This window comes from Phytoactinopolyspora halophila, assembly GCF_003287285.1.
Classification (GTDB): Bacteria; Actinomycetota; Actinomycetes; order Jiangellales; family Jiangellaceae; genus Phytoactinopolyspora_A; species Phytoactinopolyspora_A halophila.
On the sequence record NZ_QMIG01000006.1, the window covers coordinates 1 to 24743 of the forward strand.

Annotated in this window: 26 protein-coding genes, 2 tRNA genes and 1 pseudogene; 15 read left to right on the forward strand and 14 right to left on the reverse strand. The window is 66.4% G+C overall.

Features of this window, described 5'->3' with window-relative positions; genetic code table 11:
* Positions 1 to 108: 108 nt before the first annotated feature.
* The 7 genes from DPM12_RS08670 to galU form a co-directional block, all read right to left on the reverse strand.
* Positions 109 to 181, reverse strand: a tRNA-Ala gene (locus tag DPM12_RS08670).
* A 61-nt stretch (positions 182 to 242) separates the two neighbouring features.
* Positions 243 to 1133: a divisome protein SepX/GlpR gene (gene sepX, locus DPM12_RS08675; RefSeq protein ID WP_112257928.1), complete on the reverse strand. Its 891-nt coding sequence runs from the start codon at positions 1131 to 1133 to the stop codon at positions 243 to 245.
* Positions 1134 to 1278: 145 nt separating this feature from the next.
* A complete protein-coding gene (locus DPM12_RS08680; RefSeq protein ID WP_112257929.1) occupies positions 1279 to 1896 on the reverse strand; it encodes a GNAT family N-acetyltransferase in 618 nt (205 codons plus the stop codon).
* On the reverse strand, positions 1893 to 2390 hold the full coding sequence (locus tag DPM12_RS08685) for a MogA/MoaB family molybdenum cofactor biosynthesis protein (RefSeq protein WP_112258077.1): 498 nt from the start codon (positions 2388 to 2390) through the stop codon (positions 1893 to 1895). The genes DPM12_RS08680 and DPM12_RS08685 overlap by 4 nt, the downstream gene beginning before the upstream one ends.
* A gap of 5 nt (positions 2391 to 2395) precedes the next feature.
* Positions 2396 to 2866, reverse strand: coding sequence for a cyclic pyranopterin monophosphate synthase MoaC (gene moaC / locus DPM12_RS08690; protein ID WP_112257930.1), 471 nt, complete (start codon positions 2864 to 2866; stop codon positions 2396 to 2398).
* A 6-nt stretch (positions 2867 to 2872) separates the two neighbouring features.
* On the reverse strand, positions 2873 to 4099 hold the full coding sequence (glp, locus tag DPM12_RS08695; RefSeq protein ID WP_112257931.1) for a molybdotransferase-like divisome protein Glp: 1227 nt from the start codon (positions 4097 to 4099) through the stop codon (positions 2873 to 2875).
* Positions 4100 to 4193: 94 nt separating this feature from the next.
* Positions 4194 to 5111, reverse strand: coding sequence for a UTP--glucose-1-phosphate uridylyltransferase GalU (galU, locus tag DPM12_RS08700; protein WP_112257932.1), 918 nt, complete (start codon positions 5109 to 5111; stop codon positions 4194 to 4196).
* Between the two features lie 92 nt (positions 5112 to 5203).
* Here galU and DPM12_RS08705 point away from each other — a divergent pair, with 92 nt between their 5' ends.
* On the forward strand, positions 5204 to 5827 hold the full coding sequence (locus DPM12_RS08705; protein ID WP_211658686.1) for a 5-formyltetrahydrofolate cyclo-ligase: 624 nt from the start codon (positions 5204 to 5206) through the stop codon (positions 5825 to 5827).
* 8 nt (positions 5828 to 5835) lie between these two features.
* Here DPM12_RS08705 and DPM12_RS08710 read toward each other — a convergent pair whose 3' ends face one another.
* Positions 5836 to 8346, reverse strand: a complete 2511-nt coding sequence (locus DPM12_RS08710) for a penicillin acylase family protein (RefSeq protein ID WP_211658688.1) — start codon at positions 8344 to 8346, stop codon at positions 5836 to 5838.
* 198 nt (positions 8347 to 8544) lie between these two features.
* Here DPM12_RS08710 and DPM12_RS08715 point away from each other — a divergent pair, with 198 nt between their 5' ends.
* From DPM12_RS08715 to mscL, 5 genes are all read left to right on the forward strand, one after another.
* Complete coding sequence (locus DPM12_RS08715) at positions 8545 to 9126, forward strand: hypothetical protein (protein ID WP_112258079.1); 582 nt, start codon at positions 8545 to 8547, stop codon at positions 9124 to 9126.
* A 77-nt stretch (positions 9127 to 9203) separates the two neighbouring features.
* Positions 9204 to 9887: a hypothetical protein gene (locus DPM12_RS08720; RefSeq protein ID WP_170313682.1), complete on the forward strand. Its 684-nt coding sequence runs from the start codon at positions 9204 to 9206 to the stop codon at positions 9885 to 9887.
* A 138-nt stretch (positions 9888 to 10025) separates the two neighbouring features.
* Positions 10026 to 10409, forward strand: coding sequence for an FmdB family zinc ribbon protein (locus tag DPM12_RS24270; RefSeq protein WP_112257934.1), 384 nt, complete (start codon positions 10026 to 10028; stop codon positions 10407 to 10409).
* 124 nt (positions 10410 to 10533) lie between these two features.
* Entirely contained in the window at positions 10534 to 11160 is a 627-nt protein-coding gene (locus DPM12_RS08730; RefSeq protein WP_112257935.1) for an SAF domain-containing protein, read from the forward strand.
* A gap of 29 nt (positions 11161 to 11189) precedes the next feature.
* Positions 11190 to 11582: a large conductance mechanosensitive channel protein MscL gene (mscL, locus tag DPM12_RS08735; RefSeq protein WP_112258081.1), complete on the forward strand. Its 393-nt coding sequence runs from the start codon at positions 11190 to 11192 to the stop codon at positions 11580 to 11582.
* Between the two features lie 28 nt (positions 11583 to 11610).
* On the opposite strand, the gene DPM12_RS23420 is transcribed toward mscL, so the two are convergent.
* The 3 genes from DPM12_RS23420 to DPM12_RS08745 all read right to left on the reverse strand — a co-directional run bounded on the left by DPM12_RS23420 (position 11611) and on the right by DPM12_RS08745 (position 16759).
* Positions 11611 to 11751 carry a hypothetical protein gene (locus DPM12_RS23420; RefSeq protein ID WP_164465317.1) on the reverse strand — a complete coding sequence of 47 codons (141 nt, stop codon included), beginning with the start codon at positions 11749 to 11751 and terminating at the stop codon, positions 11611 to 11613.
* A gap of 85 nt (positions 11752 to 11836) precedes the next feature.
* Positions 11837 to 15847 carry a DUF4011 domain-containing protein gene (locus DPM12_RS08740; protein ID WP_112257936.1) on the reverse strand — a complete coding sequence of 1337 codons (4011 nt, stop codon included), beginning with the start codon at positions 15845 to 15847 and terminating at the stop codon, positions 11837 to 11839.
* A 174-nt stretch (positions 15848 to 16021) separates the two neighbouring features.
* The gene (locus DPM12_RS08745) at positions 16022 to 16759 is read right to left on the reverse strand and encodes a TetR/AcrR family transcriptional regulator (protein WP_211658691.1); all 738 of its coding nucleotides are present in this window, start codon (positions 16757 to 16759) and stop codon (positions 16022 to 16024) included.
* A 121-nt stretch (positions 16760 to 16880) separates the two neighbouring features.
* On the opposite strand from DPM12_RS08745, the gene DPM12_RS08750 reads away from it, so the two are divergent.
* From DPM12_RS08750 to DPM12_RS08780, 7 genes are all read left to right on the forward strand, one after another.
* Positions 16881 to 17852 carry an NAD-dependent epimerase/dehydratase family protein gene (locus DPM12_RS08750; protein ID WP_112257937.1) on the forward strand — a complete coding sequence of 324 codons (972 nt, stop codon included), beginning with the start codon at positions 16881 to 16883 and terminating at the stop codon, positions 17850 to 17852.
* Positions 17853 to 17929: 77 nt separating this feature from the next.
* A complete protein-coding gene (locus DPM12_RS08755; RefSeq protein WP_112257938.1) occupies positions 17930 to 18442 on the forward strand; it encodes a hypothetical protein in 513 nt (170 codons plus the stop codon).
* Positions 18443 to 18602: 160 nt separating this feature from the next.
* A tRNA-Arg gene (locus DPM12_RS08760) sits at positions 18603 to 18675 on the forward strand.
* Positions 18676 to 19079: 404 nt separating this feature from the next.
* Entirely contained in the window at positions 19080 to 19373 is a 294-nt protein-coding gene (locus tag DPM12_RS08765) for a hypothetical protein (RefSeq protein ID WP_123788596.1), read from the forward strand.
* Positions 19370 to 19648 carry a winged helix-turn-helix domain-containing protein gene (locus DPM12_RS08770; protein WP_112257940.1) on the forward strand — a complete coding sequence of 93 codons (279 nt, stop codon included), beginning with the start codon at positions 19370 to 19372 and terminating at the stop codon, positions 19646 to 19648. The genes DPM12_RS08765 and DPM12_RS08770 overlap by 4 nt, the downstream gene beginning before the upstream one ends.
* A gap of 489 nt (positions 19649 to 20137) precedes the next feature.
* The gene (locus DPM12_RS08775) at positions 20138 to 20374 is read left to right on the forward strand and encodes a FitA-like ribbon-helix-helix domain-containing protein (protein ID WP_211658692.1); all 237 of its coding nucleotides are present in this window, start codon (positions 20138 to 20140) and stop codon (positions 20372 to 20374) included.
* Positions 20374 to 20769 (forward strand): type II toxin-antitoxin system VapC family toxin, encoded by a 396-nt coding sequence (locus DPM12_RS08780; RefSeq protein ID WP_211658696.1) that lies wholly within the window; start codon positions 20374 to 20376, stop codon positions 20767 to 20769. The genes DPM12_RS08775 and DPM12_RS08780 overlap by 1 nt, the downstream gene beginning before the upstream one ends.
* A 121-nt stretch (positions 20770 to 20890) precedes the next feature.
* Here DPM12_RS08780 and DPM12_RS08785 read toward each other — a convergent pair.
* Positions 20891 to 21187: pseudogene (locus DPM12_RS08785) on the reverse strand (SDR family NAD(P)-dependent oxidoreductase); the annotation flags it as partial.
* Between the two features lie 99 nt (positions 21188 to 21286).
* On the opposite strand from DPM12_RS08785, the gene DPM12_RS08790 reads away from it, so the two are divergent.
* Positions 21287 to 21952 (forward strand): TetR/AcrR family transcriptional regulator, encoded by a 666-nt coding sequence (locus DPM12_RS08790; RefSeq protein ID WP_112257942.1) that lies wholly within the window; start codon positions 21287 to 21289, stop codon positions 21950 to 21952.
* Positions 21953 to 22099: 147 nt separating this feature from the next.
* On the opposite strand, the gene DPM12_RS08795 is transcribed toward DPM12_RS08790, so the two are convergent.
* Positions 22100 to 23335 carry a sensor histidine kinase gene (locus DPM12_RS08795; RefSeq protein ID WP_211658701.1) on the reverse strand — a complete coding sequence of 412 codons (1236 nt, stop codon included), beginning with the start codon at positions 23333 to 23335 and terminating at the stop codon, positions 22100 to 22102.
* 23 nt (positions 23336 to 23358) lie between these two features.
* The gene (locus DPM12_RS08800; protein WP_112257943.1) at positions 23359 to 24015 is read right to left on the reverse strand and encodes a response regulator transcription factor; all 657 of its coding nucleotides are present in this window, start codon (positions 24013 to 24015) and stop codon (positions 23359 to 23361) included.
* A gap of 154 nt (positions 24016 to 24169) precedes the next feature.
* Here DPM12_RS08800 and DPM12_RS08805 point away from each other — a divergent pair, with 154 nt between their 5' ends.
* A complete protein-coding gene (locus DPM12_RS08805; protein WP_123788597.1) occupies positions 24170 to 24736 on the forward strand; it encodes a hypothetical protein in 567 nt (188 codons plus the stop codon).
* Positions 24737 to 24743 lie beyond the last annotated feature (7 nt).

Consider the following 24743-nt stretch of genomic DNA (forward strand, 5'->3'; position numbering starts at 1 on the left):
ACCCGCGACTACCAGCCCACCGGCCTGCCACGAGGACCCCACAAAAGCGAAACAGGGTGACCCTCCGAGGGTTCACCCTGTCGCCGATGTCTTGAGAGATCACAAGGGTGGAGCTGAGGGGACTCGAACCCCTGGCCTTCTCGTTGCGAACGAGACGCGCTACCAACTGCGCCACAGCCCCTCGTCAGACCGCCAGTCAGATTACCATTCCAGCGGCCCGAACGCCGAATCGCGCGAACCGATCACTCGCCTACCGCACGCCGCTTCTCCGGCGTCTCCTCGGCGCCGGCCTCGGACTCGCGTGCCTGCTGCGCGGACGCCGAGCCGTTCGCCGTGTGCGACGGCAGGTCGAACGATTTGCCGGGCTCCAGCCGGCCGGACGTCCACGAGCCAGGCTGGCTCAGATCGATCGTCCGGGTCGCACGGGGTGCCTTGGGCTTCGTCATGTACGTCGGAAGCGGCACCTTGACCGGCTCCCACGTGTCCTCGGCTGGCGCCTGAGGTTCTGGCGGGTCGAGGACGGCAATCCGCTTGCCGGTCTCCTCATCTGCCGCCGAGCCCTCGGATGCCTGCTCACTCGCCGCGTCGCGGGCACGCTGCCTCGCTATCCGGCGCCGCAGCACCGCGAGGCGGCGTTGCTGCTCGACCGCCGCCCGCCGGGCCAATGCCAGGAATCCGACGAGAGCGCCGATCGACAGTGCTGGTGCCCACCCGGGCAGCTGCCCGGCATAGGTCCCGGCGACGACTACCACGGTGGTCAGCATCACGAGGAACAGCATTCGCCGCCGGCGCATCGCCGCCCGGTTGAAGGAATCGCTCAACCGGCGCAGCGCCAGTTCGTCGCGCGTCAGGGGGCGCTTCGACCTCCCCCTCCTCGCGTTCGCCGGAGCAGGCATTTGATCATTATGCCCCTCCTCGTCGCTGCCGGTAACCCCCGACTCGCCGGTGGCGTCGGCTCGTGGTCGATGGGGAGCGTGTCGTGACTTCGACGGCTGATTCAGTACCCGGACACCGTTCGCGACATCGGTCTCGCGTGCACGCTCTACCTCTTCGTTGCGACGCACCCATCGAGGCACCAATACGGCAAGCCATGCAGCGACGATCGCCGCATAGATCAGGCCGCTGTACCCCATGGCATCAGACGGTACGGCGCTCGGCGTCCCAGGCGGTGGACCTGCTCCGGTGTGTCGCGGGTAACGGATGTGACGCCTGTGACGGAAGGCTCCGTATTCGTCCTGCCAGCAGCACCGACGTTATGCCCGTGACCAGCCAAGAAGTTCAGCGATCGTGCAGGCGCTGCGACTCTTTCCACCGGCACAACAGGCCCTCAGGGACATCCTCCACCGTGAGGGCGAACGAGCGATGGTCGCGCCAGGCGCCATCGATATGCAGGAGCCGTGGACGCATTCCCTCTTCACGAAAACCCAGCTTCTCCACGACCCGCAACGATGCATGGTTCTCCGGGCGGATGTTGACTTCCAGGCGGTGCAGCTCCGCCCGGAAGAAGCAGAAATCCACCGCCACGGCCAATGCCGTCGGCGCTATCCCCCGTCCCGCGAGCGCGCCGTCGACCCAGTAGCCGACGGTCCCAGAACGTGCCGAGCCCCAGACGATGTTCGTCACGCCGAGCTGTCCAGCCAGACGCCCCTGATAGGTGATAGCCCACGGCAATGCTTCATCCGCCCGGGCTTGTGCGGAATACATCCGGACCATCTGCCGAAAGCTCATACCGGAGGTCGCCGCCGACGGCGGCGTCGCCTCCCAGGGCTTCAGCCAGGTGGCGTTGCGGGCGCGGATCTCGGACCATGCCCGTGCGTCGCGATAGCGCAACGGCCGGAGCCCGACTGGCGGATGCTCCAGCTCGACTGGCCATCCCAGCCGGGATCCGCCTCTCATGGGGCGTGTCCCTCATCGCGCGGGTGGTCGCCTCCCCAGATCTGGTCCACGGCATGGTGCAGCACGGATGCGAGAACCGCGAGGCCATCACGCACGCCGCCGGACGATCCTGGCAGATTCACGACGAGAGCACGGCCGGCACGTCCGGCCACACCACGGGACAGAGCCGCCGTGGGCACGCCCTGTGCGACGCCGTACGCACGAATCCCCTCGGCCAGTCCCGGCACCTCGGCATCGATCACGCGCCGGGTCATCTCGGGGGTCGTGTCGTTCGGGTTCAACCCCGTGCCACCCGTGGTCACGATGACGTCATACCCATCATCGACCGCCGTGCGCAACGTCGACTCGACCGCCTCCCCATCGGGGATCACGGTGGGACCGTCCACCTCGAAGCCCAGCTCGCGCAGGCCGTCGACCAGAACCGGGCCACTGCGGTCGGCATAGACTCCCGTGGCCGAACGCGTCGAGACGGTGACCGCCAGTGCCCTCACCATCCGGTTCACTCTCGTTGCCACCTGCCCGAACGTCCACCGCTCTTCTCCTCGACCCGGACATCCGTGATCACGGCGGCACGATCGATCGCCTTGATCATGTCGACGACGGTGAGCGCCGCGGCGGATACAGCGGTCAATGCCTCCATCTCCACCCCGGTCCGGTCGGCCGTGCGGACGGTCGCATCGATCTCGACGGCACGATCGGCTACCTGCACCTCGACGTCGACCCCGTGGATGGCCAGCGGATGGCACAGCGGCACCAGATCCGGTGTGCGCTTGGCGGCCTGAATTCCCGCGATGCGGGCCACGGCGAGGACGTCCCCCTTGGGTACGTCGCCCGCGCGCAACGCATCGATGACAGCGTCGGAGACCAGCACCCGGCCCGAGGCCCGAGCGGTGCGCGCGGTCACCTCCTTGGCCGTGACATCGACCATGCGGGCCGAACCCTCGTCACTGATGTGCGTCAGCCGTGTCATGCGCCGTCAATCCCTCCGCTGTTCGAGCCGAACGGCGTCGACGACCTGGCCTGCGGCCACCTCGGTCAGGTGCTCGGGAACGACGACGAGCGCATTCGCGTAGGCGAGATCGGCGAGCCGGTGAGATTGTTGCGAGCTGAGCGGTGTCACCAGATACGAGCCATCCGACGAAGGCTGCAACTGGGCGCGGGCGAACTGACGACGGCCTTCCGGAGACCGCATCGATTGCTGCAAAACCGCTTTCACGCTGGATCGATGGAGGCGAGTCGCGCCGAACATCTTGCGGATCGCCGGGCGGACGAACACTTCGAACGACACGAAGGAGCTCACGGGGTTGCCGGGCAATGTGAAGATCGGAGTCGATTCTTCACCGATGGTGCCGAAGCCCTGAGGCTTGCCCGGCTGCATCGCCACCTCGTCGAACCTCACCGACCCGAGATCGGAGAGCACTTCCTTGACGACATCGTAGGCACCCTTGCTGACCCCACCCGTGGTGATGACCAGGTCGGCGCGGACGAGCTGGTCCTCGATGACGCTCATGAGCTGCTCGGAGTCGTCGGGAACTGGAGGTATGCGGTAAGCGATGGCGCCCGCTTCGCGGGCCGCGGCGGTCAGGGTGAACGAGTTCGAGTCGATGATCTGTCCCAAGCCCACCGGTTGGCCGGGTTCCACCAGCTCGCTTCCCGTCGAGATGACGACGATGCGGGGCTTGGGACGGACGACGACGCGATCGCGGCCAACTGCCGCGAGGAGGCCGATCTGCGTCGCTCCCAGGGACGTGCCCGCACTCAAGACGACCTCGCCTTCTTTCACGTCCTCGCCCGCCCGGCGGATGTGCGCGCCGAGTTTGGGCGGCGACGTCACGCGGACCCGGGCCGTGCCGCCGTCGGTGTGCTCGACCGGGACGATGGCATCCGCGCGCGCCGGAATCGGTGCGCCGGTCATGATCCGCGCCGACAGGTTCGGGCCGATGGCGCTGACGTCGAGGTCTCCCGCCGCGATGTCCGCGACCACCGGGAGCTCCACCGGGTTCTCCTCGGATGCCTCGGCCACGTCCTCGGCGCACACGGCGTAGCCGTCCATGGCCGAATTGTCGAACTGGGGCAATGGCCACGGAGCCGCGACGTCTTCGGTCAGGATGCATCCCTGCGAATCCAGCAGGTGCACGTCCAGAACCGGCAACGGCTGGATCGTCTCGAGGACGTCCGAAAGGTGATCAGCAACTCGTTTCACGTGGACACCTTGGCAATCTGGCGAGAGGGATCAGCGTTCGGGGGGTTGCCCGCTCGCGGCGTGGGCGGCCCGATTGCAGCGTGGCTAGCCCGCATCAGCCTTCCTCCGGAGGGAGCTCGGCGACGAATTCCCGAAGCCACGCCCGAAAGTCCGGGCCCAGGTCCTTGCGTTCACTCGCGAGCCGCACCGTTGTGCGGAGATAGTCGAGGCGATCACCCGTGTCGTAACGGCGGCCGCGGAAGACCACTGCCCGAACCCCGCCGCCAGACTCTGCGGGCATACCTGCCAGCGTCTTCAAGGCGTCGGTGAGCTGGATCTCGCCACCACGTCCCGGAGAGGTCTGGCGGAGAACGCCGAACACGGCTGGGTGCAGGACGTAGCGTCCGATGATCGCGAGATTGCTCGGCGCGTCGTGTGGATCCGGCTTCTCCACGAGGTCGGTGACCTCGACCACGTCCTCGCCCTCCAGCGCGTGCACCGCGGCGCAGCCATAGAGGTTGACGTGTTCCGGGTCGACTTCGATCAATGCGACGACGCTTCCCCCGTACTGCTGCTGCACCTCCAGCATCCGCGACAGCAGCGCATCACGAGGGTCGATCATGTCGTCACCGAGCATCACGGCGAACGGCTCGTTACCGACGTGCAAGGCACCGCACAGCACGGCATGTCCGAGCCCGCGTGGATCGCCCTGGCGCACGTAGTGAATGTCACCCAGAATCTGGGACTTGCGTACCCGTTCGAGTCGCTGGTCGTCACCCTTCTGCTCTAGCGCCGCCTCGAGTTCCCACGCGCGGTCGAAATGGTTCTCCAGCGAACTCTTGTTACGGCCGGTGACGAGCAGGATGTCGTCAAGCCCGGACGCCACGGCTTCCTCCACGACGTACTGGATGGCCGGCTTGTCCACCACCGGCAACATCTCTTTCGGCGTGGCCTTCGTCGCGGGGAGGAACCGCGTGCCCAGACCAGCTGCGGGGATAACGGCCTTCGTCACGGACTTGGTGAACCCACTCATGACGTCACCTTACTAACTGATCGCGCGATACACCCGCCACCACGGCTCGTCGACCGATACGCTCGGCACCACAGCATCGATCCGCCCCGTCCGTGAAGATCGGCGACGACAAGTACGGTGACAAGATGCCGGTTTCCATACGTGAATCGAAACGCGCCTTACGCGAGCGCGTCACCGCCAACCGTGGCCAGCTTTCGGCGCAGGCGCTTGCCGCCGGCGCACGCGAACTGCGCGACTTGGCGCTGGAACTGCCCGAGATGGCCACCGCACGGCGCGTGGCGACCTATGTCTCGGTCGGCGCCGAGCCCGGCACCGGGCCACTGATCGAAGCGTTGTACGAGCGCGGCGTCGAGCTCCTTCTCCCGGTGCTGCTCCCCGACTACGATCTCGATTGGGGCTACTATCGTGGCCCGTCGTCGCTGGCTAGCGCCCCTAAGGGGCTGCTCGAACCCACCGGGCCGACCCTGGGAGCCGAAGCGATCGCCGAGGCTGATCTCCTCCTCGTTCCCGCCCTGGCGGTCGATCGACACGGCACGCGCCTGGGCAAGGGAGCCGGTTGCTACGACCGCGTGCTCGCGCGACTCGCCGGGCAGGCGCCCGCGTTCGTTCTCCTGCACGACGGCGAGATCCTCGACATCCCTATCCCCAAGGAGCCCCACGACGTGCCGGTCGATCGCGCGCTCACGCCCTCGGGCATACACCACCTGCGACCGTGAGCGCGCCGTCACCGCACGTTCAACGTCTCGCGCGGGACAAGGGTGAATCGATGCTCGCCCGCCCGCGCGATCGCGTCGTCACTCCATCGCATGGGCAGCATCTCCCCGGTGCGCCAGAGCTCGGTCTGATCACCATAGTGCCGATGCCGCGGATGTCCGCTCACTCCCGTGAGATCCACCCACCGCGAGGCATCAAGATCGTCGAGGTCGACCACCATCCGCATCGACGGCACCCAGACCACCTCGTAGCCCTCGATCGAATTCCAGGCGTTCGCCTGCACCGTGGCCGAACCACCACCGACCGCCACGGGATCCAGGTTGAACAGGTCTTCCACCAACCCGATGCCGGATGTCCCGAACGTCTCGTTGGTGAGAGTCAACGTATGTGAGCGTCCCCACTCCCACATTTCCGGGTCCTTGCCCTGCAACCGGGTCATCTCGTCACGAGCCTTTTCTGCTGCCCGAGCGAGGATGTCATCGCGGCCTTCGACGTCGGCCGTCTCGGGCGTGTCCCAGAACGGATCGTCGGGGCTGTCGAGCAGATCCCGCATCACCTCGATCCATCGGGCACCTCCGCTCGGGCCAAGCGCGTCGGGCAGCTCGTCGCGGAAGGTGAGGTCGAGCACGCTCCGCCAGACCGCGTTGAAGTACGCCGCCGCCCCGGATTCCGGCTCTTGCATGTAGTCCCACGTGCGCAACATGCGCAACCCATCGCCGTAGTAATCCGGTGGCGCCGGGAGATCGAGCAGGTACGGTACGAGCACCTCGGCAGCGGCACTGTACGTGTCCATCTGGATGTCGACCATGGTGTCCGCGTCGATCCGCGCGTCGCCTTCGGTCGCGTTGGCGAGCAGTTCCCGGATGCGACCGGCCCGATGGCCATGGTCGAAATCCGCGGTGAGAAGGAACGGGTACTCGCCACTCGCGACGGGCTGGTTCGCCGTCACGATCATTCCCTCGTCCGGGTTGAACACGCTCGGCAGATCGTCGAACGGAATGTAGCCGCGCCACTGATGATCGTTCGTCCACCCCGGAACCGGATAGCGCCCGTCGCCGGCGCCGCGCACCGGAATCTTTCCCGGCGCCTGGTAACCGATATTGCCGTCGACGTCAGCATAGACGAGGTTCTGCGCGGGCACCTCGAAAAGCTCCGCCGCAGCACGGAACGACTGCCAGTCCTGTGCCGCGTTGAGCGCGAAGATCGCATCGGCAGTGCGTCCGGTGTCGAGCGCAGTCCATCTGAGGGCGACCCCGTAGCCCTCGCCTCCCTCCGGCGCCCCATCGGCCGGCGCCTCGGATCCGGCCTCGCGCATCTCCTCCGAGTGGTCGGAGAGCAGCGGCCCGTTCTGGGTGGAGCGGACGGTAATGGTGACGTCCTCGCCGCCGGCCACACGAATCCGCTCCTCGCGTACCTGCATGGGAAACCAGCGATCACCGACGCGATACTCGTCGTCCCGCACGTCTTCGAGGTACAGATCCGTGACGTCAGCACCCAGGTTGGTGAAGCCCCAGGCGATCTGGTTGTTGTGACCGATGACGACGCCGGGCAGCCCCGAAAACGAATACCCTGCCACCTCGAACGGACATTCCGGGCTGACCTCGCGGCAGTGCAGCCCGACCTGATACCAGATCGACGGCATGGCGGGGCCGAGGTGCGGATCGTTCGCCAGCATCGGTGCTCCCGTCTCGGTCAGGGATCCGTCAACGACCCACGAGTTGGAGCCGATTCCCGACCCCTCACCCAAGGTGGCCGGCGCAGCCCGCAACGCCTCCGCCGCGGAGCGCAGCGCTACGTCGACGTGCTCGATGTCGAACGGTTCGCCGTCCTCGTCGACGAGGTGCTCCGGCTCACGCGTGGTCAGATACTCGTCGGCGACGATCGGCGAGGCGACCGCGTCGTCGGACTCCGGATAGAGCTGCTCCACCTGTTCGCGCGGCATTTCGGCGGCCAGCAGTGCTCGATCGATCTCGTCCTCGACGTTTCCCCGGAGATCCCAGGCCATCGCCTTCAGCCAGCTCAGGGAGTCCACGGGGGACCACCGCTCCACGGTCGTGTCCGCACCGTTCAACCCGAGCAGGGTGTAGGCGAGCCCGAGCTCGCCGCCCGATCGCTCGCCCAGCCAGGCGTTGACCCCATCCGAATAGGCTTGCAGGTATCGCCGGGTTTCGGGATCGAGCAGCGGGAGTTCTTCCCGGGCCACGTCGCGCCATCCCATGGTGCGGATGAACGCGTCGGTTTCCACCTGGTCAGCTCCGAAGAGCTCGGATAGCCGGCCCGACGTGACATGCCGGCGGAAGTCCATCTCCCAGAACCGGTCCTGGGCATGAACATAGCCTTGAGCCCGGAACAGGTCCTCCGCGGTATCGGCGTAGATATGCGGTATGCCGTGTTCGTCCCGGATGATCTCGACTTCGGCGGACAGGCGGGGGACGTCCACGGTGCCGTCGTAGTCGGGAAACGGCCGGCGAATCGACCAGACTGCCAGGATGGTGGCGGCGATGAGCGCGACTACGATCACGCCGACAAGGATGAGCGACGCGACAGTGATCCGGCGACGAGTCACTGGCACAGGTTAGGTGACGGGCGCGGTGTCCGGAAGATCCGGGGTTTGGATCTCGACCCTGGAATCACTCGACGAAAGGCTCAAGGCTTTCACTGAGTCGTGAAAGGTTATAGGCTTGCTACCCTTCACGCAGGGCATTACGCTTTCGCCATGGTGTATGTCCTCACCGTCGACCAGCGGCGCAGTCGACGTGGCCGGGATCTGGTCGGCGAGGCCGTGGACATGCTCGCCGAACATCTTCCGAACCCGCTCCTGCCGTTCGAGCGGACCGCCGGCGACGAGTTCCAGGGCGTGCTGGCCGATCCCGGGGACGCCCTGGAGGCGGCATTGGCGCTCGTCCGGCACGGGTCGTGGAGCATCGGCATCGGTACCGGAGACGCGGAGCAGCCCTTGCCCACCAGCACCCGCTCCGCACGCGGTCCGGCATTCATCCACGCGCGACACGCGCTCGACACCGCCAAACACCGCCCGCACCGCATCGCCGTGAACGGCATCGACGACCGCACGAAGGATGCCGATGCCCTGCTCACGCTCATCGCCGCAGTCATCGACAAGCGCACCGACGCTGGTTGGGAAGCCATCGATCTGATCGAATCAGGCTGCGGCCTCACCGGCGCGGCCGAGCGGCTCGGCATCAGCCGCCAGGCAGTCGGCCAGCGCCTGTCCGTCGCCTTGTGGCAGCAGGAGAAGGACGTCCACCCGTTGGCGATACGACTCCTGGAGGAAGCATCGTGAGTACCCGGCTTCAGCAAAACGCACCCGTGCTGCCCGCTCGGGCATAGCCGACGAGGAGCCCGAGGAGGCATCGAGCCTTGACCACCATCGCACTCGTGACGTTTGCGGCCGTCGCCGTGGCCGGAGCCGTCCTGTGGTACGCGATCGACCGCCGGCGCGAGGAGATCCCCACCTTCGCTCTCGTTCTCGCCTCGGGCGTGCCGACCTTGTTGCTCGCCGCAGCCGCGCTCTTCGCCTTCGCCGGCGACGAGCCCGCGCGGGATCTCGTCGCACTCGCACGCGTCCTTGCTGTCGCCGCGGCCGTTCCTGGCGGGGCACTGGTCGCCACCACCTTCCTCCGCCTGACCGACCGCGTCCGGAAGGGGCACGGCTGGACCGACGCCCCCACCTATCCGGAATCGCCGGCACCGCCATTCAGCCTCGGCACGAGCGTCGTATCTCCTGCCCCGCCACCACCGCCTCCTCCACCACCACATACGGCAGCGTCCGCTCCAGCCACCACGCGGCCACGCTCCCGCGCGGCCGATCCCGACACGTTGCGCGGCGGGACGACCATCGGGGCACTCGAGCGCGCCGCCGTCGTCATTACGCTGCTCAGCGGCTGGCCAGAAGGGCTGGCCTTGATCCTTGCCGTCAAGGGCTTCGGGCGCTATCCCGAGTTGCGACGGCCGTCGGCTCCGGAACGTTTCATCATCGGCACGTTCGCGAGCATCCTGTGGGCGGCGGGCGTCGCTGGCGTCGTGGTGCTCCTGCGCGGGTGAGCAGCACGCGTGAGCACTACGGATGCGGCCAGCTCGCTCGCCGCGTGGACAAAAGGGCCCTCGAAGGCGCATTATTAGCAGTCGGGGTCCGAGAGTGCTAGCCCGGACCGATACGGATCAGCCCGGGGAGGATCAGGAGTGCCCACATACCAATACACGTGTACCGACTGCGGTGAACCTCTCGAGGTCGTTCAGAGCTTCACGGACGATCCGCTGACGGAATGCCCGACGTGCCAAGGCCGGCTGCGCAAGGTGTTCTCTGCTGTCGGCGTCGTCTTCAAGGGATCGGGCTTCTATCGAACGGACAGCCGCAACGAGTCGAGAAACGGCAGTTCGTCGAAGAACGGGACGAGCAAGGACACGAGCTCGTCCGGCAACGACTCCGGTGGCGACTCGTCGACCGGAGATTCGTCGTCCGCGTCTTCGTCCACGAGTTCCTCCGATTCGGCCAGCTCCTCCGGCACGTCCGGGGGTTCTGGAAGCTCGTCGTCCGCGACCTCCTCACAACCATCAGCCGCCTGAGGTCATCGCCGGCGTCGAGACCGTCGGCCGGAAGTCACGATCGCGACGTCCGTCGAGACCTGGGGTGAAATCTGCCTGTGGATAACCGCCACAGGGGAGCGCCAACCGGCTATGGTCGCGCTCCATGGAAGACCGGCGCGGACATCTCACCCGACTGGCCAGGGCAGCGGCACGGCACCGGCGCCTGCTCGCTGCCGGCCTGGCCGCTGGAGCCATGGCTCTCGCGATCGAGGCGGCCTCGCGCTCCGCACCGTCCGGCATCGACGTGCTCGTCGCAGCGCATGATCTCGACGGCGGCACGACGATAAGCCAGGACGACCTCACCACAACGTCCTTTCCTCCCGATGCCGTGCCCGACAGCGTTCTCGATCTCACCGAGGCCACTGGCGGCACGCTGGCAGCTCCCATGCGTGCCGGGGAGCCAGTGACCGACCAGCGCCTGCTGGGCCCCTCGCTGCTCGACGGGTGGGGAGACCATCTCGTGGCGGCACCGGTGCGAGTGACCGAAACGGGAGCCGCAGCCCTGATACGACCGGGTGATCGAATCAACGTTCTCGCAGCACCGGCCGACGGGCTGAACCCACCGCGTGTCATTGCCGAAGACGTCCCCGTGTTGACCGTTGCCGATGACTCCACCCCGGCCAAGGGCACCGTACTCGTCGTGGGCGCGACCGCCGAGCAGGCAACCGAGCTGGCCCACGCTGCCGTCACATCACGGGTGTCGTTCACGATGGGCGTCCCGGATACGTGATCGGCTCAGCTCGTGGCTATGGTGCTCCCATGCTCAAAGGATTCCGTGAGTTTCTCAGCCGGGGCAACGTCGTCGATCTCGCGGTTGCCATCGTCGTGGGCACGGCCTTCACTGCGGTGATCAACTCGATTGTCGACGGATTGATCAATCCGCTCGTAGCCGCGGTCTTCGGTGAGCGAGACCTGACACAGGTCGCGACCTTCACGATCAACAACGCCCAATTCTCGCTCGGGCTGATTCTCGACGCGCTCTTCAACTTCGTCATCATCGCGGCTGCCGTCTACTTCCTGGTGATCATGCCGATCAACAAGCTCCGGGCGCTCAAAGCACGCGAAGCGGAACAAGAGGCGGCGGTCGCCGAACCGTCCGAGGAGGTCGTGCTGCTACGGGAGATTCGCAACTCGTTGCAGAGCCGCACCTGAACCGCATGTGAACCGAGCGAGCGGCGATCTACTCCCAGTGAGGAGGCCGTTCCTCGATGAGACGCTGATCATTCTGGGTTTCGTCGTCGCCCCACCCGCGCCCGGTCTCGTCGTCGGTGATATCGGGGAGAACCACGAAATCGTCCTCCCAGCCTGCAGATGTACTCACGGGAACAGGATAACGAGCGGGTGCCTCGAACGCTGCCGTTCCCCATACGGCTTCGCCCCATTCATGCCAGATGAACGAGCGCGGCTCATTGCTCGGTGCGTGGGGACGCTTCGGCCCGGCCGACCCGAACCGCGTGGCGCAGCACGTCCCTGGTGCGGGAATCGTCGAGCGGCAGCTCCAGTTCGGCGGCCATCAGATCCACCACCTCCGCGTCCTCGCGAGCCACATCGTCGGACTCGACCCACCGGGCCAGCGCTGCCAGCTGCCGCCCGGTGTAGTCCGAGATGGTCCAACCGGGAATGATGGACGGCCGCTCCACCTCCCCCTCACCGGTCTCGACGTCGTCACGAAGCTCGTCATCGAGATCACTAGGAGATCCGGCATCAACGTCGGCATCGGCCGCAGCGACCGCCCAATCGTACGCGTCTGCCGCGTTCACGGCTTCCTCGTACGCCTGGACCAGCCGCTTCGCCTCTCCTTCGGGATCCGTGGCCCACGCCTCCGCGTATACACGGTGCACACTCCACCCTCGACGTTCGAGAAGGGCGGGGCGGATGCGCTCCCTCTCACGCACGGACAGCTGCGCCGGTCCACCCGGAGCATCGGTCTCGACCGCGAGAACGAACCGGTCACGCCGGGTCGGATGGCGAACCGCCACGGTCACGCCCGAGGCCCCCATCCCGCCGTACGCGATGTCGACGGCAGCGCCCGCCCGGCGCAGCCGCGCCGCGATCGCCTCGGCAAGTGCGTCGACACCGGGAGGGGGAGCGCCCGCGCTGGAGACCGTCGCCTCGTGCGGCAGCCGTCCGCCCTGCTCGACATATGCGAGAAAATCGCGCAGCGCCTGGGCACCGGAGCTCGTGAGCCGCCGCGGGCTGAGATCATCCGCACCGAACGTCGACACGACCGTGAACCGTTCCCGCGCCCGCGTGGTGGCAGATGCCAGCCGGCGTTCACCTCCGGGACGCCCCAGAGCGCCGAACCGGTACAGGATACGCCCGTCCACCGAACGCCCGTAGCCCAGACTGAGAATGATCGCGTCGCGCACGTCTCCGGCCACACGATCGACATCCTTCACGAAGAACGCTTCGTTACGATCTTCCCGCAGAAGATCGGCTATATCGGGGGCGCGCACGAGCGCCCGGCGCAGCGCCGCGTCGAGGCGTTCGGCGTGGCGAGGGCCAAGGGTGATGACTCCGAGGCTCTCATACGGCCGATGACGCAAGTGCTCCACGACGAGATCGATCACCCGCTTGACCTCAACCGACGAGCTGTCGACGGGGTCGTCGCCACCCGTGGGGGCATCGACCAGTTCGAGTGCCACCCGCCCGGACCCCCAGGCTGCGGGCACGCTGGTCATCCGCCCGGAATACGTGGTACGTGCCGCGAAACCCACCAGGCGATCGTCGCGCGCGCGATATTGCGTGCGCAGTGCCAATGCCGGCATCACATCCCGCAGCGCCTCGACCACCGACACCGGCGGGTCGTTCGCCCACGGGCCTTCCTGCTCGTCCGGATCCGGAGCCGGTTCCACGGCCGTCGTGAACGGTGGCTGCGCCAGCTCCTCGTCCGCCACCAGCACGACCCGGCCAGCACGCGCCAGCGCCGGAATCGCCTCCGGCACCGGCATGCGTGCCGCATCGTCCACGATCACCACGTCGAACAGCCGCCGCGCGGGCAACGCGCCGGCCACCGACAGTGGCGACATGACCCAGCACGGGATGGCCGCCAGAGCGATGTCCGGCGCGAGGTCCACGAGCCGGCGCGGTGTACGTGGAACGTCCCGCGCCCCTTCGCCCACCAGCACCTCGGCCTGCCCTTCAAACTCGGCACATGCCTCGCGGACGTGCGTGGCATGGGCGCGCAGCACCCGTTTCGCGCCGTCAAGCACGCGTGCCTGATCGGCCGCTCTAAACTCCTCGGCGAGCCGCCGGTGTTCAGCCAGGTCAAACCCGCGCAAGGCGGGGTCGGTCGCGCGCCAGTGGTCGAGCAGTGACGCGAACTGGACGTATTCGAGCGTCTGTACCGCACGCTCCGGGCGGACACCGCGGTTGCGCAGCTCCTCCAGCAGGGGGTCGAGACCGGCGGCATTGAGCTCGCCTTCCAACGTCGTGAGCCGGGGCAGTGCCCGCAGGTGACGATCATCCATGGCGAGTGCATTCAGGCGCCGGCTGAGCTCTGCGAACAACAATTCCGGGAACCCACGAGTGCGGGAATTCGCCTCGGCAAGGACGGCAAGGCGACGACGAACCTCCGTCATCGCATCCGCCGCCTTTGCCAGGTACTCACCCGTGCGAGGCAACTTCCCGTCCCGGGCCCGCTGTTTCCATTCCTCCAGGCGATCGCGGGCGGCAATCAGCTGCTGGTGCAACGACTCGCGCTGTTGCCGGCCCGCTCCGCCGGCCAGCTCGCTGGCCCGCCGGCGTAGCCGCCGCCGGGCCAGCAGACCGGGCTTGCTCGTCATTCCGGCCCGCGCGGCGCGGCTGCCCGTGGCCGCGACGAGATCGTCGAGAGGCTCGCTCCAGATCTGTGTCCCGAACGTATCGACCGTCGATTTCACCGACGTCAGCAGCTCGACGATCTCCTCGCATTCGGCCACCGTCGACGGCCCGCTCAGCCCAACCTCGACGGCCGCGCGGGTCACGGCGTCGCGCAACGCGGGAACGTAGGTGTCGCGCAACCCCACGACGGTGGTGGCAAGGGAGTCAGCTGCCGACGGCGTGCGCACATCCGCACCCCACCAGGGGGAGCCCTCCTTGGTGAGCGTCAACCCTTCGAGTTCGGCATATTCCCGCATCCGGGCACGCAAATCCGAGGGCGAGGTCATCTGCTCGAGCGCCTCGGCCGGCATCCGGACCGATGTGCGTGCCCCCTCGGGAGCGGTCGCGATCGCGACCATCGCATCGTAGGCGCTGATGTTCCACGGCTGTCGCGTCCGGTGGACGGCATCGCGATACGCGTCCAGACGCCGCCCGTGTTCGGCTGCGTCCCCGTCGCCCTCGCCATCCTCGTGGGATTGTTCCTCGTCGGCCGGTTCCGGCGTTTGCAGCTGGCGCGCCGTCGTGACCACGCGTTGCACCGCCTCGCCCGGGCTCGTGTCACCCACGTCGAGGACGAGATCGCCCAGTCCGGCACAGCTCAGGCGAGTGGCCACATCCGCCGCCGTAGCGCGCTTCGAGCTGACCACGAGCACGCGCTTGCCGCGCCCCATGAGTTCCGCCGCCATTCCCGCGACCGTCTGCGTGCGCCCGGTTCCGGGCGGCGCGTCGAGGAGAAAGCTGCCCTCCCCGGCCGCGGCCGCGATCGCATCGAGCTGATCGGCGTCCGTGTCGACGGAAACGTATTCCGGTGTCGCGCGGGTCGGTGGTACCGCGACCGCTTCGCGCGCCTTCTCGTCCCCAGCAAGAGCCGCGACGACGTCATGCTGCGCCAGCTCGCCGCCAAAGTTGTCGAGATCACGGCTGAGCAACAGGGGTTCGGTGGCAAACGTCGCGAGCACGGCGCGATGCGCGATGGAGAAGCCGTCAACGACATGAGCTGGCGCGAACTCGCGCAGTCGCTCGACCGCGGTGGTGTATTTGAGCTGACCCGCATGATCACGAAGGTCGTCGGCGTGGAACCGGAGTCCGATCTGGGTGTCGAGCGCGTGCAGCAGCACCGGGTTGACCATTGGGTCTTCCCGCACCGTGATGAGGAAATCCGTTTCAGCAGCATCGCGAGCCTCGACCGAGGCCGTGCGCAGCAACAGCGGCGCCGTGGGCCGGTGCGCGAGGAAAGGATTGGACCATGTGGTGATCCCCACTGCCAGCAGGCTCACCACGAGGCCACGCTCCTCGAAGAGCTCACGCGCCTTGTCCCGTACCGCCCGGGCCGAACGCAGCGCGGAGCTGCGCAGCGGTTCGTGTGGAAACAGGCTCGACAGCGGCACGGGCGCACCGTCGAGCAGTTCGCGGCGCGCTTCGGGCTCGGCGGCCGCAAGGTCGAGCGTGCCAACCTTGAGATCGCGGAACGACAGCAGCGGATCACGTCCACCCAGAGCGGCGAGCTCGTCTCTCCACCGCTCGATAACTTCGGTTGCGCGTTCGCCGTGTCTCACCCCGCCGAGAGTAGTTGAGGTCAGCGCTCAGAGCGACGCGGACAAGCCGTGGTCAGCAACAATGCTCCAAACTTGCCGGTCGGCTCGCCGGGTGCGGTGCCGGATATTTGTCGCGCTCGCTCCGATTTGTCCAGATCTGTCGGCGCGTGCCGACCGGGAATCGTGTCGCGCCGATCAGTGCAGACCCAAAGGCGCGGCGGCCTTTCGCGCCAGCCGTTCCAGATTGTCGCCTCGCGCGTCGATGACGCGCCGGTAGTGACCGAAGAGCTCGAAACTGACCGCACCGAAAAGCATCGTCCATGCGTCGATGACATGCAGGATCGCCGATGTCGGGGTACGAGCCAACGCCTCCGCGAGATCCGGAGGAGCGACAGACGGAAAGGTACTCTTCAACGCCTCGATGTCGGCGGCGAGGGCATCGCTGACACCTCCGGACTCGGCCGGAAGCGAGCCGTCCGTCCGCCCATTTCCAGCCGCCGCATCCAACGCGATCTCGGCCAGGAGCAACGCCACGTCGCTGGCCGGAGCCGCAGTGTCGTCTGGTGCGGCGTAGCCAGGAACCGGCGATCCGTAGATCAACGCGTACTCGTGCGGATGCGACCGAGCCCACTCCCGGACAGCCCGGAAGACGGTGAGCCACCGGTCGAGATGCCGCTCCCGAGCAATCTTCGACTCCGCGCGTCTTGCGGCCTCTCCCACACCCTCGTAAGCGTCGACGATCAGCGCGGTGAGGAGGGCATCGCGGCTGGGAAAGTACCGGTAGACAGCGGAGGACGCCATGCCCAGCTCGCGCGTCACGGCGCGCACCGAGAGCCCGGCAGCACCCCGTTCGGCCAGTTGACGGCGAGCAGCGTCCTTGATCTCGCCGATCAGCTCGTCACGAACTCGTTCCCGCAAACCACGTGTGGACACGAGAGCAGTCTGCCACAGCGATGAGCAACGAACTAATTCGAGAGCAGTGCTCTTGACAAATGTCGACCAGTAGTGAACAGTTAACCATGAAGAGAGCACTGCTCACAGATTGGATACTCGGATGCCCCTCCACGTCATCGTCGGCGCCGGACCCGTCGGAACGACACTCGCCACCACCCTGGCCGACGACGGGCACGATGTCCGCATCGTTACCCGTTCCGGCTCCGGTCCCCAGCACCAACGGATCGAACGCGTCCAGGCCGACGCCTCCGACTCAACAGCGCTTCGGCCCCTCGTGAAGGGAGCCGCCGCGCTCTACAACTGCGCCAACCCGCCGAGCTACCAGCACTGGGCTCGTGTCTGGCCACCGCTAGCAGCATCACTACTCGACGCCGCCGAATCGGCCAGCACCGTCCTGGTGACCATGGGAAACCTCTACGGCTACGGGCCCGCCACCGAGCCGATCACGCGTGACCACCCGTTGAACGCCACCGACCACAAGGGCACGCTGCGCAACGCCATGTGGCAGGACGCGCTCGCCGCACATCAGGCCGGCAGGATCCGCGCCACCGAAGCACGTGCCTCCGACTTCATCGGTCCGGGCGTGCAACCGGAGGCCGGGATGAGTGCCCGCTATGTGAAGACCGCCCTTGCCGGCAAGACCGTCTACATGTTCGGCGACCCCGACGCCGAACACAGCTGGAGCTACATCCCCGACGTGGCCCGCACCCTTGCTGTCTTGGGAACCGACGAGCGTGCCTGGGGGCAGGCATGGCACGTCCCGTCGCCGCCGCCCGTCTCACCGAGAGAACTCGTGGAATCGGCGTCCCGGGCGGCGGGCCTCCAGGCGCCCCGGATTCGCCGCGTACCCCGGAACGTGCTGCGCCTCTTCCACCCCTTCTCCGGGCTGCTACGTGAGCTCGATGGCGTGCTGTATCAATGGGAGCGACCGTTCGAAATCGACGCCACAGCTACGACGGATACGTTCGGCCTGACGCCGGCACCATGGCCTGAGGTCATCGAGCGGACACTCGAATACTGGCAATCCGCCCATGTCCGGCGCGGCGCTGGACAACGCCACCAGACCAGCTAGAGTTGCTCCCCGTGACGGGGGGACACATTCCGGCGATCTTTCGAGCCACACTCTCGCGTCTGTGAGGAGTTACCCGAGTGAAGCTGCTGGACGAGATCTCCTCGACCAAGGTGGCACGCCCCACGCGAGGACGCGTCTTCGCCACCATGTCGATCACACTGACACTGGTGCTCGGTGGCACCTTCTTCGGTTACGCGATGGTCACCGGCACCGACGACGACCCCGGTGATTCGCCGGTGCCGATGTCGTCGTGGGTCGAGGAAGCCACCGCCGCGTGCGTCACCGTCACGGAAGAACACCCGGTACTCACTCAGGGCCCCGACGCGAGGACCGACGGCGACAACGCCGAGGACGTCGATGCCGGGGTCACGGCGCTCGCGACCGCTATCAGCGAACTGCCCACCCCCGAAGATGCCAGCGACGAAGACACGGTGAACGAAATCATCGAGCTCGGCAACGGAGCGGCCGAGGCGTGGAACTCCGCCGCCGAAGGAGGCTCCGAGGACGACGTCGACGAAGCGTCCTCGCTGACAAGTACCTTCGTCGACGAGCTCGTCGACCTGGGCGCGGACTGTTCGGCGCTCAACTGATGCTCCAGAGGGGCCTCCACTGCCACCTCCGCCACCGCAGGGGAGGCCAGCCGGGACGACGAGGTCTTTATGCCTGCACGGCAACCACTTCGACCCGGTGGGCCGGGCCCGATAAGCTAGTTCCGGGTCAAAGCTGGTTCAGCGTTGTGAGGCATATCGGGCCCCCGTAGCTCAGGGGATAGAGCATCCGCCTCCTAAGCGGAGTGCCGCAGGTTCGAATCCTGCCGGGGGCGCCCTCTGACCAGCGTCGATACCGGCGCTCGTCTTCTTTCATTCACCCTCATTACCCCTCGCTGACCGACCCTTGGGGCACGTGGGGGGCACGCGTCGGCGAGGGTCGCGCGATATTGCGCATCAAATCTTTCGGCCGACCAACGCCATGGTGCGGCCATCACTGGCCCGGGATTCATCCACGGCGACCGCCTCGTGGTCCTCCCTCATTCCGAGCGACCGCATACCCCGTAATCGTTAGGCGGCCCCGACACGGCGACCTCACCACCGGTCGGGGCCTCGACCGAACCTGTACAGGAGGAATCGGCCGTGAAATCCCAACTTACACACCTTCACCGCGACCGCGAGATGGGCACGTCAGGGCTGGGTCGTGGTGTGCGACGAATATCCGAATGTCCGCGTTTCGGTGCGTACGCTCTCACGGGCGGGTGCTGAGCAGCGCCGGGCGTTGGCGGACATGTTGGAAGTGGCGGGCGAGTTGGTCACCGTTGAGGTGATCCCGATACTTCCGGACGAGATCCAGAAGCGCGTGGACCGTTCCCGGCGCTTTCGGCGCTACGCGGTGCTGGCGCAACGGCGCGCGAGCCGAGAGTGGCGTCTGGCCGCCCGCGAGTTGTACGCGTCGGGGATGAGCATGCGCGATGTGGCCACCGTGCTGGGGGTGTCTCATCAGCGCATCTCGCAACTGGTGGCACCATGACCGGCCTGCGTGAACACTCGCCGATACCACCGTTCACGTGCGACGATGAGGGTCCCGAGTATCTGTACATTACGGTTGCTGAACACCTCGCTGCGCGTATCCGTTCCGGCGAGCTGCCGGTGCGTGCCCGTTTGCCGGGTGAGCGTGATCTTGCGGTCGAGTATGGCGTGGCGATTGGCACCGTTCGTCGTGCTACCCGTGTTTTGCGCGCGCGGGGCCTGGTGGTGACGTTGCCCGCGAAGGGCACCTACGTGCTGCGAGCTCCTTGCCGGTGACCGGCACCACGGCATGCCGGACGAGGACCTCGACGACGGGTGAGAGCGTGGGGCCAGGTGAGGGGTGTTGCCCTCGTAGCTGCCATCTGTCGGTCGAAGCTGCGGGGGGTTCCAGGGTGATCGAAGATCATCACGAAGTGACGCCGGTAGGCGCCCTTGACCCCCGCAGCGCAGGCCGAACAATGGCCGCGTCGAGGGCAACACCGCGCTGGCAGGGCAGGCAGACACCGCGACCCGGGGGCGGCTGCCGACGACGGACAGCCCGCTGAGCGACAAGGGGTCTTCGTGATGCGTGGTTGGGTGCGTGCCCGGGTGCCCGGAACGGCCCGCCAGGGGCGCATGCCCGGCACCCGGGCACGCACCCGGCGGCGAGCGCAGCGAGCCGCCCTTGATCTCTAAGAGGTCAACTCGGCAATCTTCGCTTCAAGACATCGGTTCGGACGACCGCGATGCTGGTGCACGTTCGGCGAGTAGCGCTAAAGTAGCGCTATGAGAACGATCCAGGTGCGGGAGATCCCCGACGACGCCTACGACACCATCCGCGCCCGTGCACGGGCGGAGGGCAAGTCGTTGCAGGCATACATGCGTGATCAGGTCATCTCGATGGCCCGGCGCCCGTCCAAGCGTGAGGCCGTGACCGCAATCGAAGAGGCGCTGGCTCATTTTGGTCCAGTATCCACCACGGCGACGGAGATCAGTGACGACGTGCAGGCTGACCGCCGCTGATGTCGTTCGTCGTTGACGCCTCGGCGCTGATGTACGCGAACATCGCCAACGAGGACGCCGCTGCTCGGCTGCGTAACCGGCTCCGTGATGAAACCGTTCACGCGCCACACCTCATCGACGCCGAGCTTGGAAACGTGCTGCGTCGCCAGGTCATGCGTGGAACCATGACAGCTGATCATGGCGCTGCAGTGCTTCGGCACGCCCCCAGGCTCATTGACCATCGATACGACCACACGGGATCTATCGCGACGGCAGCGTGGGCGCTTCGGGAGAATGTCACCTTCTATGACGCGATCTACGTCGCGCTCGCCGCCGCCCTGGACGTGCCGCTCATGACGGCCGACCAGCGATTGTCCACCGCGCCGAGGTTGCCTTGTGCGCTTGAGACGCCGTAGGTAGCTGCTCGGTCGGTCAGATCAGATCGGCACGCCAGTAGATGGCGGTGGCATGGTTGGGGTGTGCTGGTTCGGTCGTGTACGAAATGTGCATGGTCCAGTCCTCTTCCAGCAACGTACCTACGCCAGCGTTGTTGATCAGCACGTCGATCTTCGAATGCGGGCCGTGCAGCTCAGCGGCAGCTGCGCGGATCGATTCCAGCGACGTCAGGTCCAACTCCTGCACCACGGTGTCGCCGGCGATACGGGCGGCTGCCCGCTTGCCCTTCTCGACGTCTCGCACCGCAAGCACTACCGACGCTCCATTTTCGGCAAGGGCCCGGGCGGCTTCGAAGCCGAGACCAGTGTTGGCGCCGGTCACGACCGCTACTCGGCCCTTCTGATCGGGGATGTCGCGTTCGGTCCATTTCTCGTCCATGACATCCTCCATTTACGGACCGCCGGTCTGTTACTTGCCACGACTTTAAGAGACCGGCGGTCTGTTGTCAAGAGACCGCCGGTCTGTAAAATGCAGCGTATGACGTTCCAGCGGGCACGCAGCGTGGAGCAGCGGCAGGTCCGCCGCCAGGCGATCTTGGACACGGCGGCGTCGATGCTCGCCGAAATGCCAGTAGCCGAGGTGAGCCTCAACGAGATGAGCCGGAGAGTCGGCTTGGCCAAGTCGAACGTATTGCGCTACTTCGAGTCTCGTGAGGCGGTGCTGCTCGAACTGCTGGACGGTGCCCTGCAGGCGTGGCTGGCGGAGATATCGGACGAACTCGCCGCGAGTGTCGATCCACAGCTATCAGCGAGGGAACGCGGAGACCAGCTAGCTGCGGTCCTTAGTCGGTCACTCGCAGGTGCCACCACGCTGTGCGATCTCATCAACGCACAGCCCGGTGTTCTGGAGCACAATGTGTCAGTCGACGTGGTCGTGCACTACAAACGATCAGCCTTACACCTTCTCGCCACCATGATCGACCTCGTGCGCAGCCACCTACCCGAACTGCGCGACCATGCCAGGATGGTGTGCATGACGACCTTGATCCTAGCAGGCGCGCTGTCGACCTACGGCCGACCTTCCGCCAGCACCCTCGCAGCCTACGAGGTGGACCCCACCCTGGCCGAGCTCCACCTGGACCTGGCCAGCATGCTGGAGAGTGCCGTCGGCACCCTGATCACAGGCGCGCTCGCCAGCGACTAGCGCCTGAGGGGCACCCAGGGAATGAATCTAGGCGAGGTCTGTTGAACTGCGGCGGGAACCAAGTGCTTCGTCATCGACACCACGATGCGGGCTACCGACGGGAAGGTGCAGCTAGCTCTGTCGTCCGGCCGCCGAATCAAGGCGGTACTACCGTCCCACTGTCGGCTCGCCCCCGAACGATGCATATTCGGCCCTTAGCGGGATATGCACCGTCACGTCCATCCCTCCGTCCGGCCTTCCGCGAGCGGACACGGCACCTCCGTGCGTCGTGACGATGGCTTTGACGATGGACAGGCCGAGCCCGAAGCTGTGGCGCCCGTTTACGGCGTCTTCGGACCGTCGCCGTTGGAACGGTTCGAAGAGGTTATCCACTTCGTAATCATGTAGGACCGGGCCCGAGTTGCTGATTGTCAGATATGCCTGCGTGTACTCGATTCCGGTCGTCACAAGCGCCCAGCCGTTGTCCACGTTGTGTCGCAGCGCGTTCTCAACCAGATTCCGGGTCAGCTGTTCCAGCAACACCGGGTCACCTCGTATGGGCGCGACATGAAGCTCGGACTCCAGCATCACTCCCAGTTCGTCCGCCATCGTGTGGTGTGCCGCCGCGACATGATGCGCGACGTCGTCCAAGTCCACAGCTACCGGCCTCTCCAGTACGTTCTGGCTGTTCGCCAGAAACAGCATCCCGTTGACGAGCCTGGTGTGGCGTTCATTGATCTCGAGCAACGAGCGGGCGAAGTGGATCGAGTCCGGCGTCGCGGAAGGTCTGGTCATCTCGAGTTCGATCAATCCACGCTCCATGGCAAGCGGCGTGCGTAACTCATGGGACGCGTGGGCAACGAATTGCCGCTGTGCGTCGAAGGCCTCATCAAGGTTGTCGAGCATCGCGTCGAAGGTATCGGCGAGTCTCTTGATCTCGTCGTCACGGCCGGTGAGCGCAATACGTTCACTGAGGTCTCGCTCCACACCACTGGAATTCGCGATGCGCTGCGCAGTGGTGGTGATCGCCCGCAACGGCCGCAGCCCGCGGCCGGCGACGGCCCATCCGGTTGCCGCAGCGACCAAGCCCACGCCGAGCACGGCGAGGCTTCCCTGGGTGGCCAAGGCGTTCAGAGCGGCATCCTTGATCTCCTCTTGCTCCGCCTGAGCTTGGGCGACCACCTGTTCTAACGGGACCTCGGAGCCGTCCGGCATCGTGACCGTCGAGTCCTCGGACCGGGCCGCCTCTTCCCGCAGCTGTGCAATGCGAGAGTCTTCTCCGCCGCCGGTGAGCTGCTCGTCAAGGCGATGCTGGACGACAACATAGAGGGTGGCCAGGGACAAGGCCCCAGCCAGCACGAACATCCCGCCATAGAGCAGGGTCAGCCGCAAGCGCAAACTCACCGGCCGCGCGTGGCGCACAGCTGTCAGGGGATGCGGTACCCGGCTCCGGGCACCGTCTCGATCACCGGGGGATTGCCCAGCTTGCGCCGGAGCTTCATCACCGTCACTCGCACCGTGTTCGTGAACGGGTCGATGTTCTCGTCCCATGCCTTCTCCAGTAACGTCTCGGCCGAGATGACCGCGCCGTCTGCACGCAGCAGCTCGGTGAGCACCGCGAACTCTCGATTCCCCAGGGCGATAGGGCGGCCGTCACGCGTGGCTTCGCGCCTGTGCGGGTCGATGCGAATGCCGGCCCGTTCGAGTGTCGGCTGGACTGGAGTGACCGAACGCCGGGCGAGCGCGTGCACCCGTGCCGACATCTCCGCGAACGCGAACGGCTTGGTCAGGTAGTCGTCAGCACCGATCGCGAGTCCCTCCACCCTGGCTCGCACTGTCGTGGCCGCAGTCAGCATGAGAACCCTGGCCCGCGAGTCCCCGTCCACTATCGCCCGGCAGACGTCGTCGCCGTGCATCTTCGGGAGGTATCGGTCTAGTACGACCACGTCGTAGTCATTCACCATGATCCTCTCCAGCGCTTGCTCGCCGTCGTAGGCCATGTCCACGGCGAATGACTCGCGCTGCAACCACTGCGCAATCGCATCCGCCAGTACGGGCTCATCCTCGACGACGAGTACCCGCATGCGCCGACCACCTCCTGCCTTCGATTGTTCACCAGGACACATAACCACGAGATAACCGCCGGGCGCGGTGGTTACGGCCTGGTTATCCGGCTGGCGCTGCACTGGACGAAGAACGCGGCAACCGCCAGACGAGAACTCTCGGAGGAACGACGAAGTGAGGACTACAACGATCAAGGCACGAGCACTCGTGACCGCCGTGATGACGGCCATGGTGTTCACCGGGTGCGGCTCGGGGGACTCGACTGACGACTGGAGCCCGCAGGTCGAAGCTTCCCCAAGTGATGAAGCTCAGCCGGACTCGCCGCAGGAACCATCCGATACGGATTCGTCCGAGTCCGAATCCGGCGGGCCGGAGGCGGAGGATCAGACATTCGCCGAATGTATGCGTGATCATGGCATCGATATGTCCGATCCGGACCCCCAGACGGGGATACCGGAGCTGGACCCTTCCGTCGATCCGGACAACCCGACTGTGCGCGACGCTATGGACGAGTGTGAACACCTCATGGAAGGCGGTGGGCGGGCGGCCCCGGACGACCAGGACATGGCCGCATATCTGGAGTTCGCCCAGTGCATGCGAGAGAACGGGCTGCCCGATTTCCCCGATCCGCAACCAGGCTCCGATGGCGTGTTCGGCGATGCGGACGTGGACCGGAGCGATCCAGCGTTCCAGCAGGCCGCTGAGGCGTGCCAGCACCTGCTCGACGAGTCCCGAGAGTGATCATGCA

What these genes read in the sequence shown, in the direction of transcription:
- mscL (WP_112258081.1), top strand. Translation starts at nt 11,190, where the DNA reads ATGCTCAAAGGATTCCGTGAGTTTCTCAGCCGGGGCAACGTCGTCGAT.
- DPM12_RS08730 (WP_112257935.1), top strand. Translation starts at nt 10,534, where the DNA reads ATGGAAGACCGGCGCGGACATCTCACCCGACTGGCCAGGGCAGCGGCA.
- DPM12_RS08685 (WP_112258077.1), bottom strand. Translation starts at nt 2,390, where the DNA reads ATGGTGAGGGCACTGGCGGTCACCGTCTCGACGCGTTCGGCCACGGGA.
- DPM12_RS08680 (WP_112257929.1), bottom strand. Translation starts at nt 1,896, where the DNA reads ATGAGAGGCGGATCCCGGCTGGGATGGCCAGTCGAGCTGGAGCATCCG.
- DPM12_RS08780 (WP_211658696.1), top strand. Translation starts at nt 20,374, where the DNA reads ATGTCGTTCGTCGTTGACGCCTCGGCGCTGATGTACGCGAACATCGCC.
- DPM12_RS08800 (WP_112257943.1), bottom strand. Translation starts at nt 24,015, where the DNA reads ATGCGGGTACTCGTCGTCGAGGATGAGCCCGTACTGGCGGATGCGATT.
- DPM12_RS08790 (WP_112257942.1), top strand. Translation starts at nt 21,287, where the DNA reads ATGACGTTCCAGCGGGCACGCAGCGTGGAGCAGCGGCAGGTCCGCCGC.
- sepX (WP_112257928.1), bottom strand. Translation starts at nt 1,133, where the DNA reads ATGGGGTACAGCGGCCTGATCTATGCGGCGATCGTCGCTGCATGGCTT.
- DPM12_RS08775 (WP_211658692.1), top strand. Translation starts at nt 20,138, where the DNA reads ATGAGAACGATCCAGGTGCGGGAGATCCCCGACGACGCCTACGACACC.
- moaC (WP_112257930.1), bottom strand. Translation starts at nt 2,866, where the DNA reads ATGACACGGCTGACGCACATCAGTGACGAGGGTTCGGCCCGCATGGTC.
- galU (WP_112257932.1), bottom strand. Translation starts at nt 5,111, where the DNA reads ATGAGTGGGTTCACCAAGTCCGTGACGAAGGCCGTTATCCCCGCAGCT.
- DPM12_RS08750 (WP_112257937.1), top strand. Translation starts at nt 16,881, where the DNA reads ATGCCCCTCCACGTCATCGTCGGCGCCGGACCCGTCGGAACGACACTC.
- DPM12_RS08770 (WP_112257940.1), top strand. Translation starts at nt 19,370, where the DNA reads ATGACCGGCCTGCGTGAACACTCGCCGATACCACCGTTCACGTGCGAC.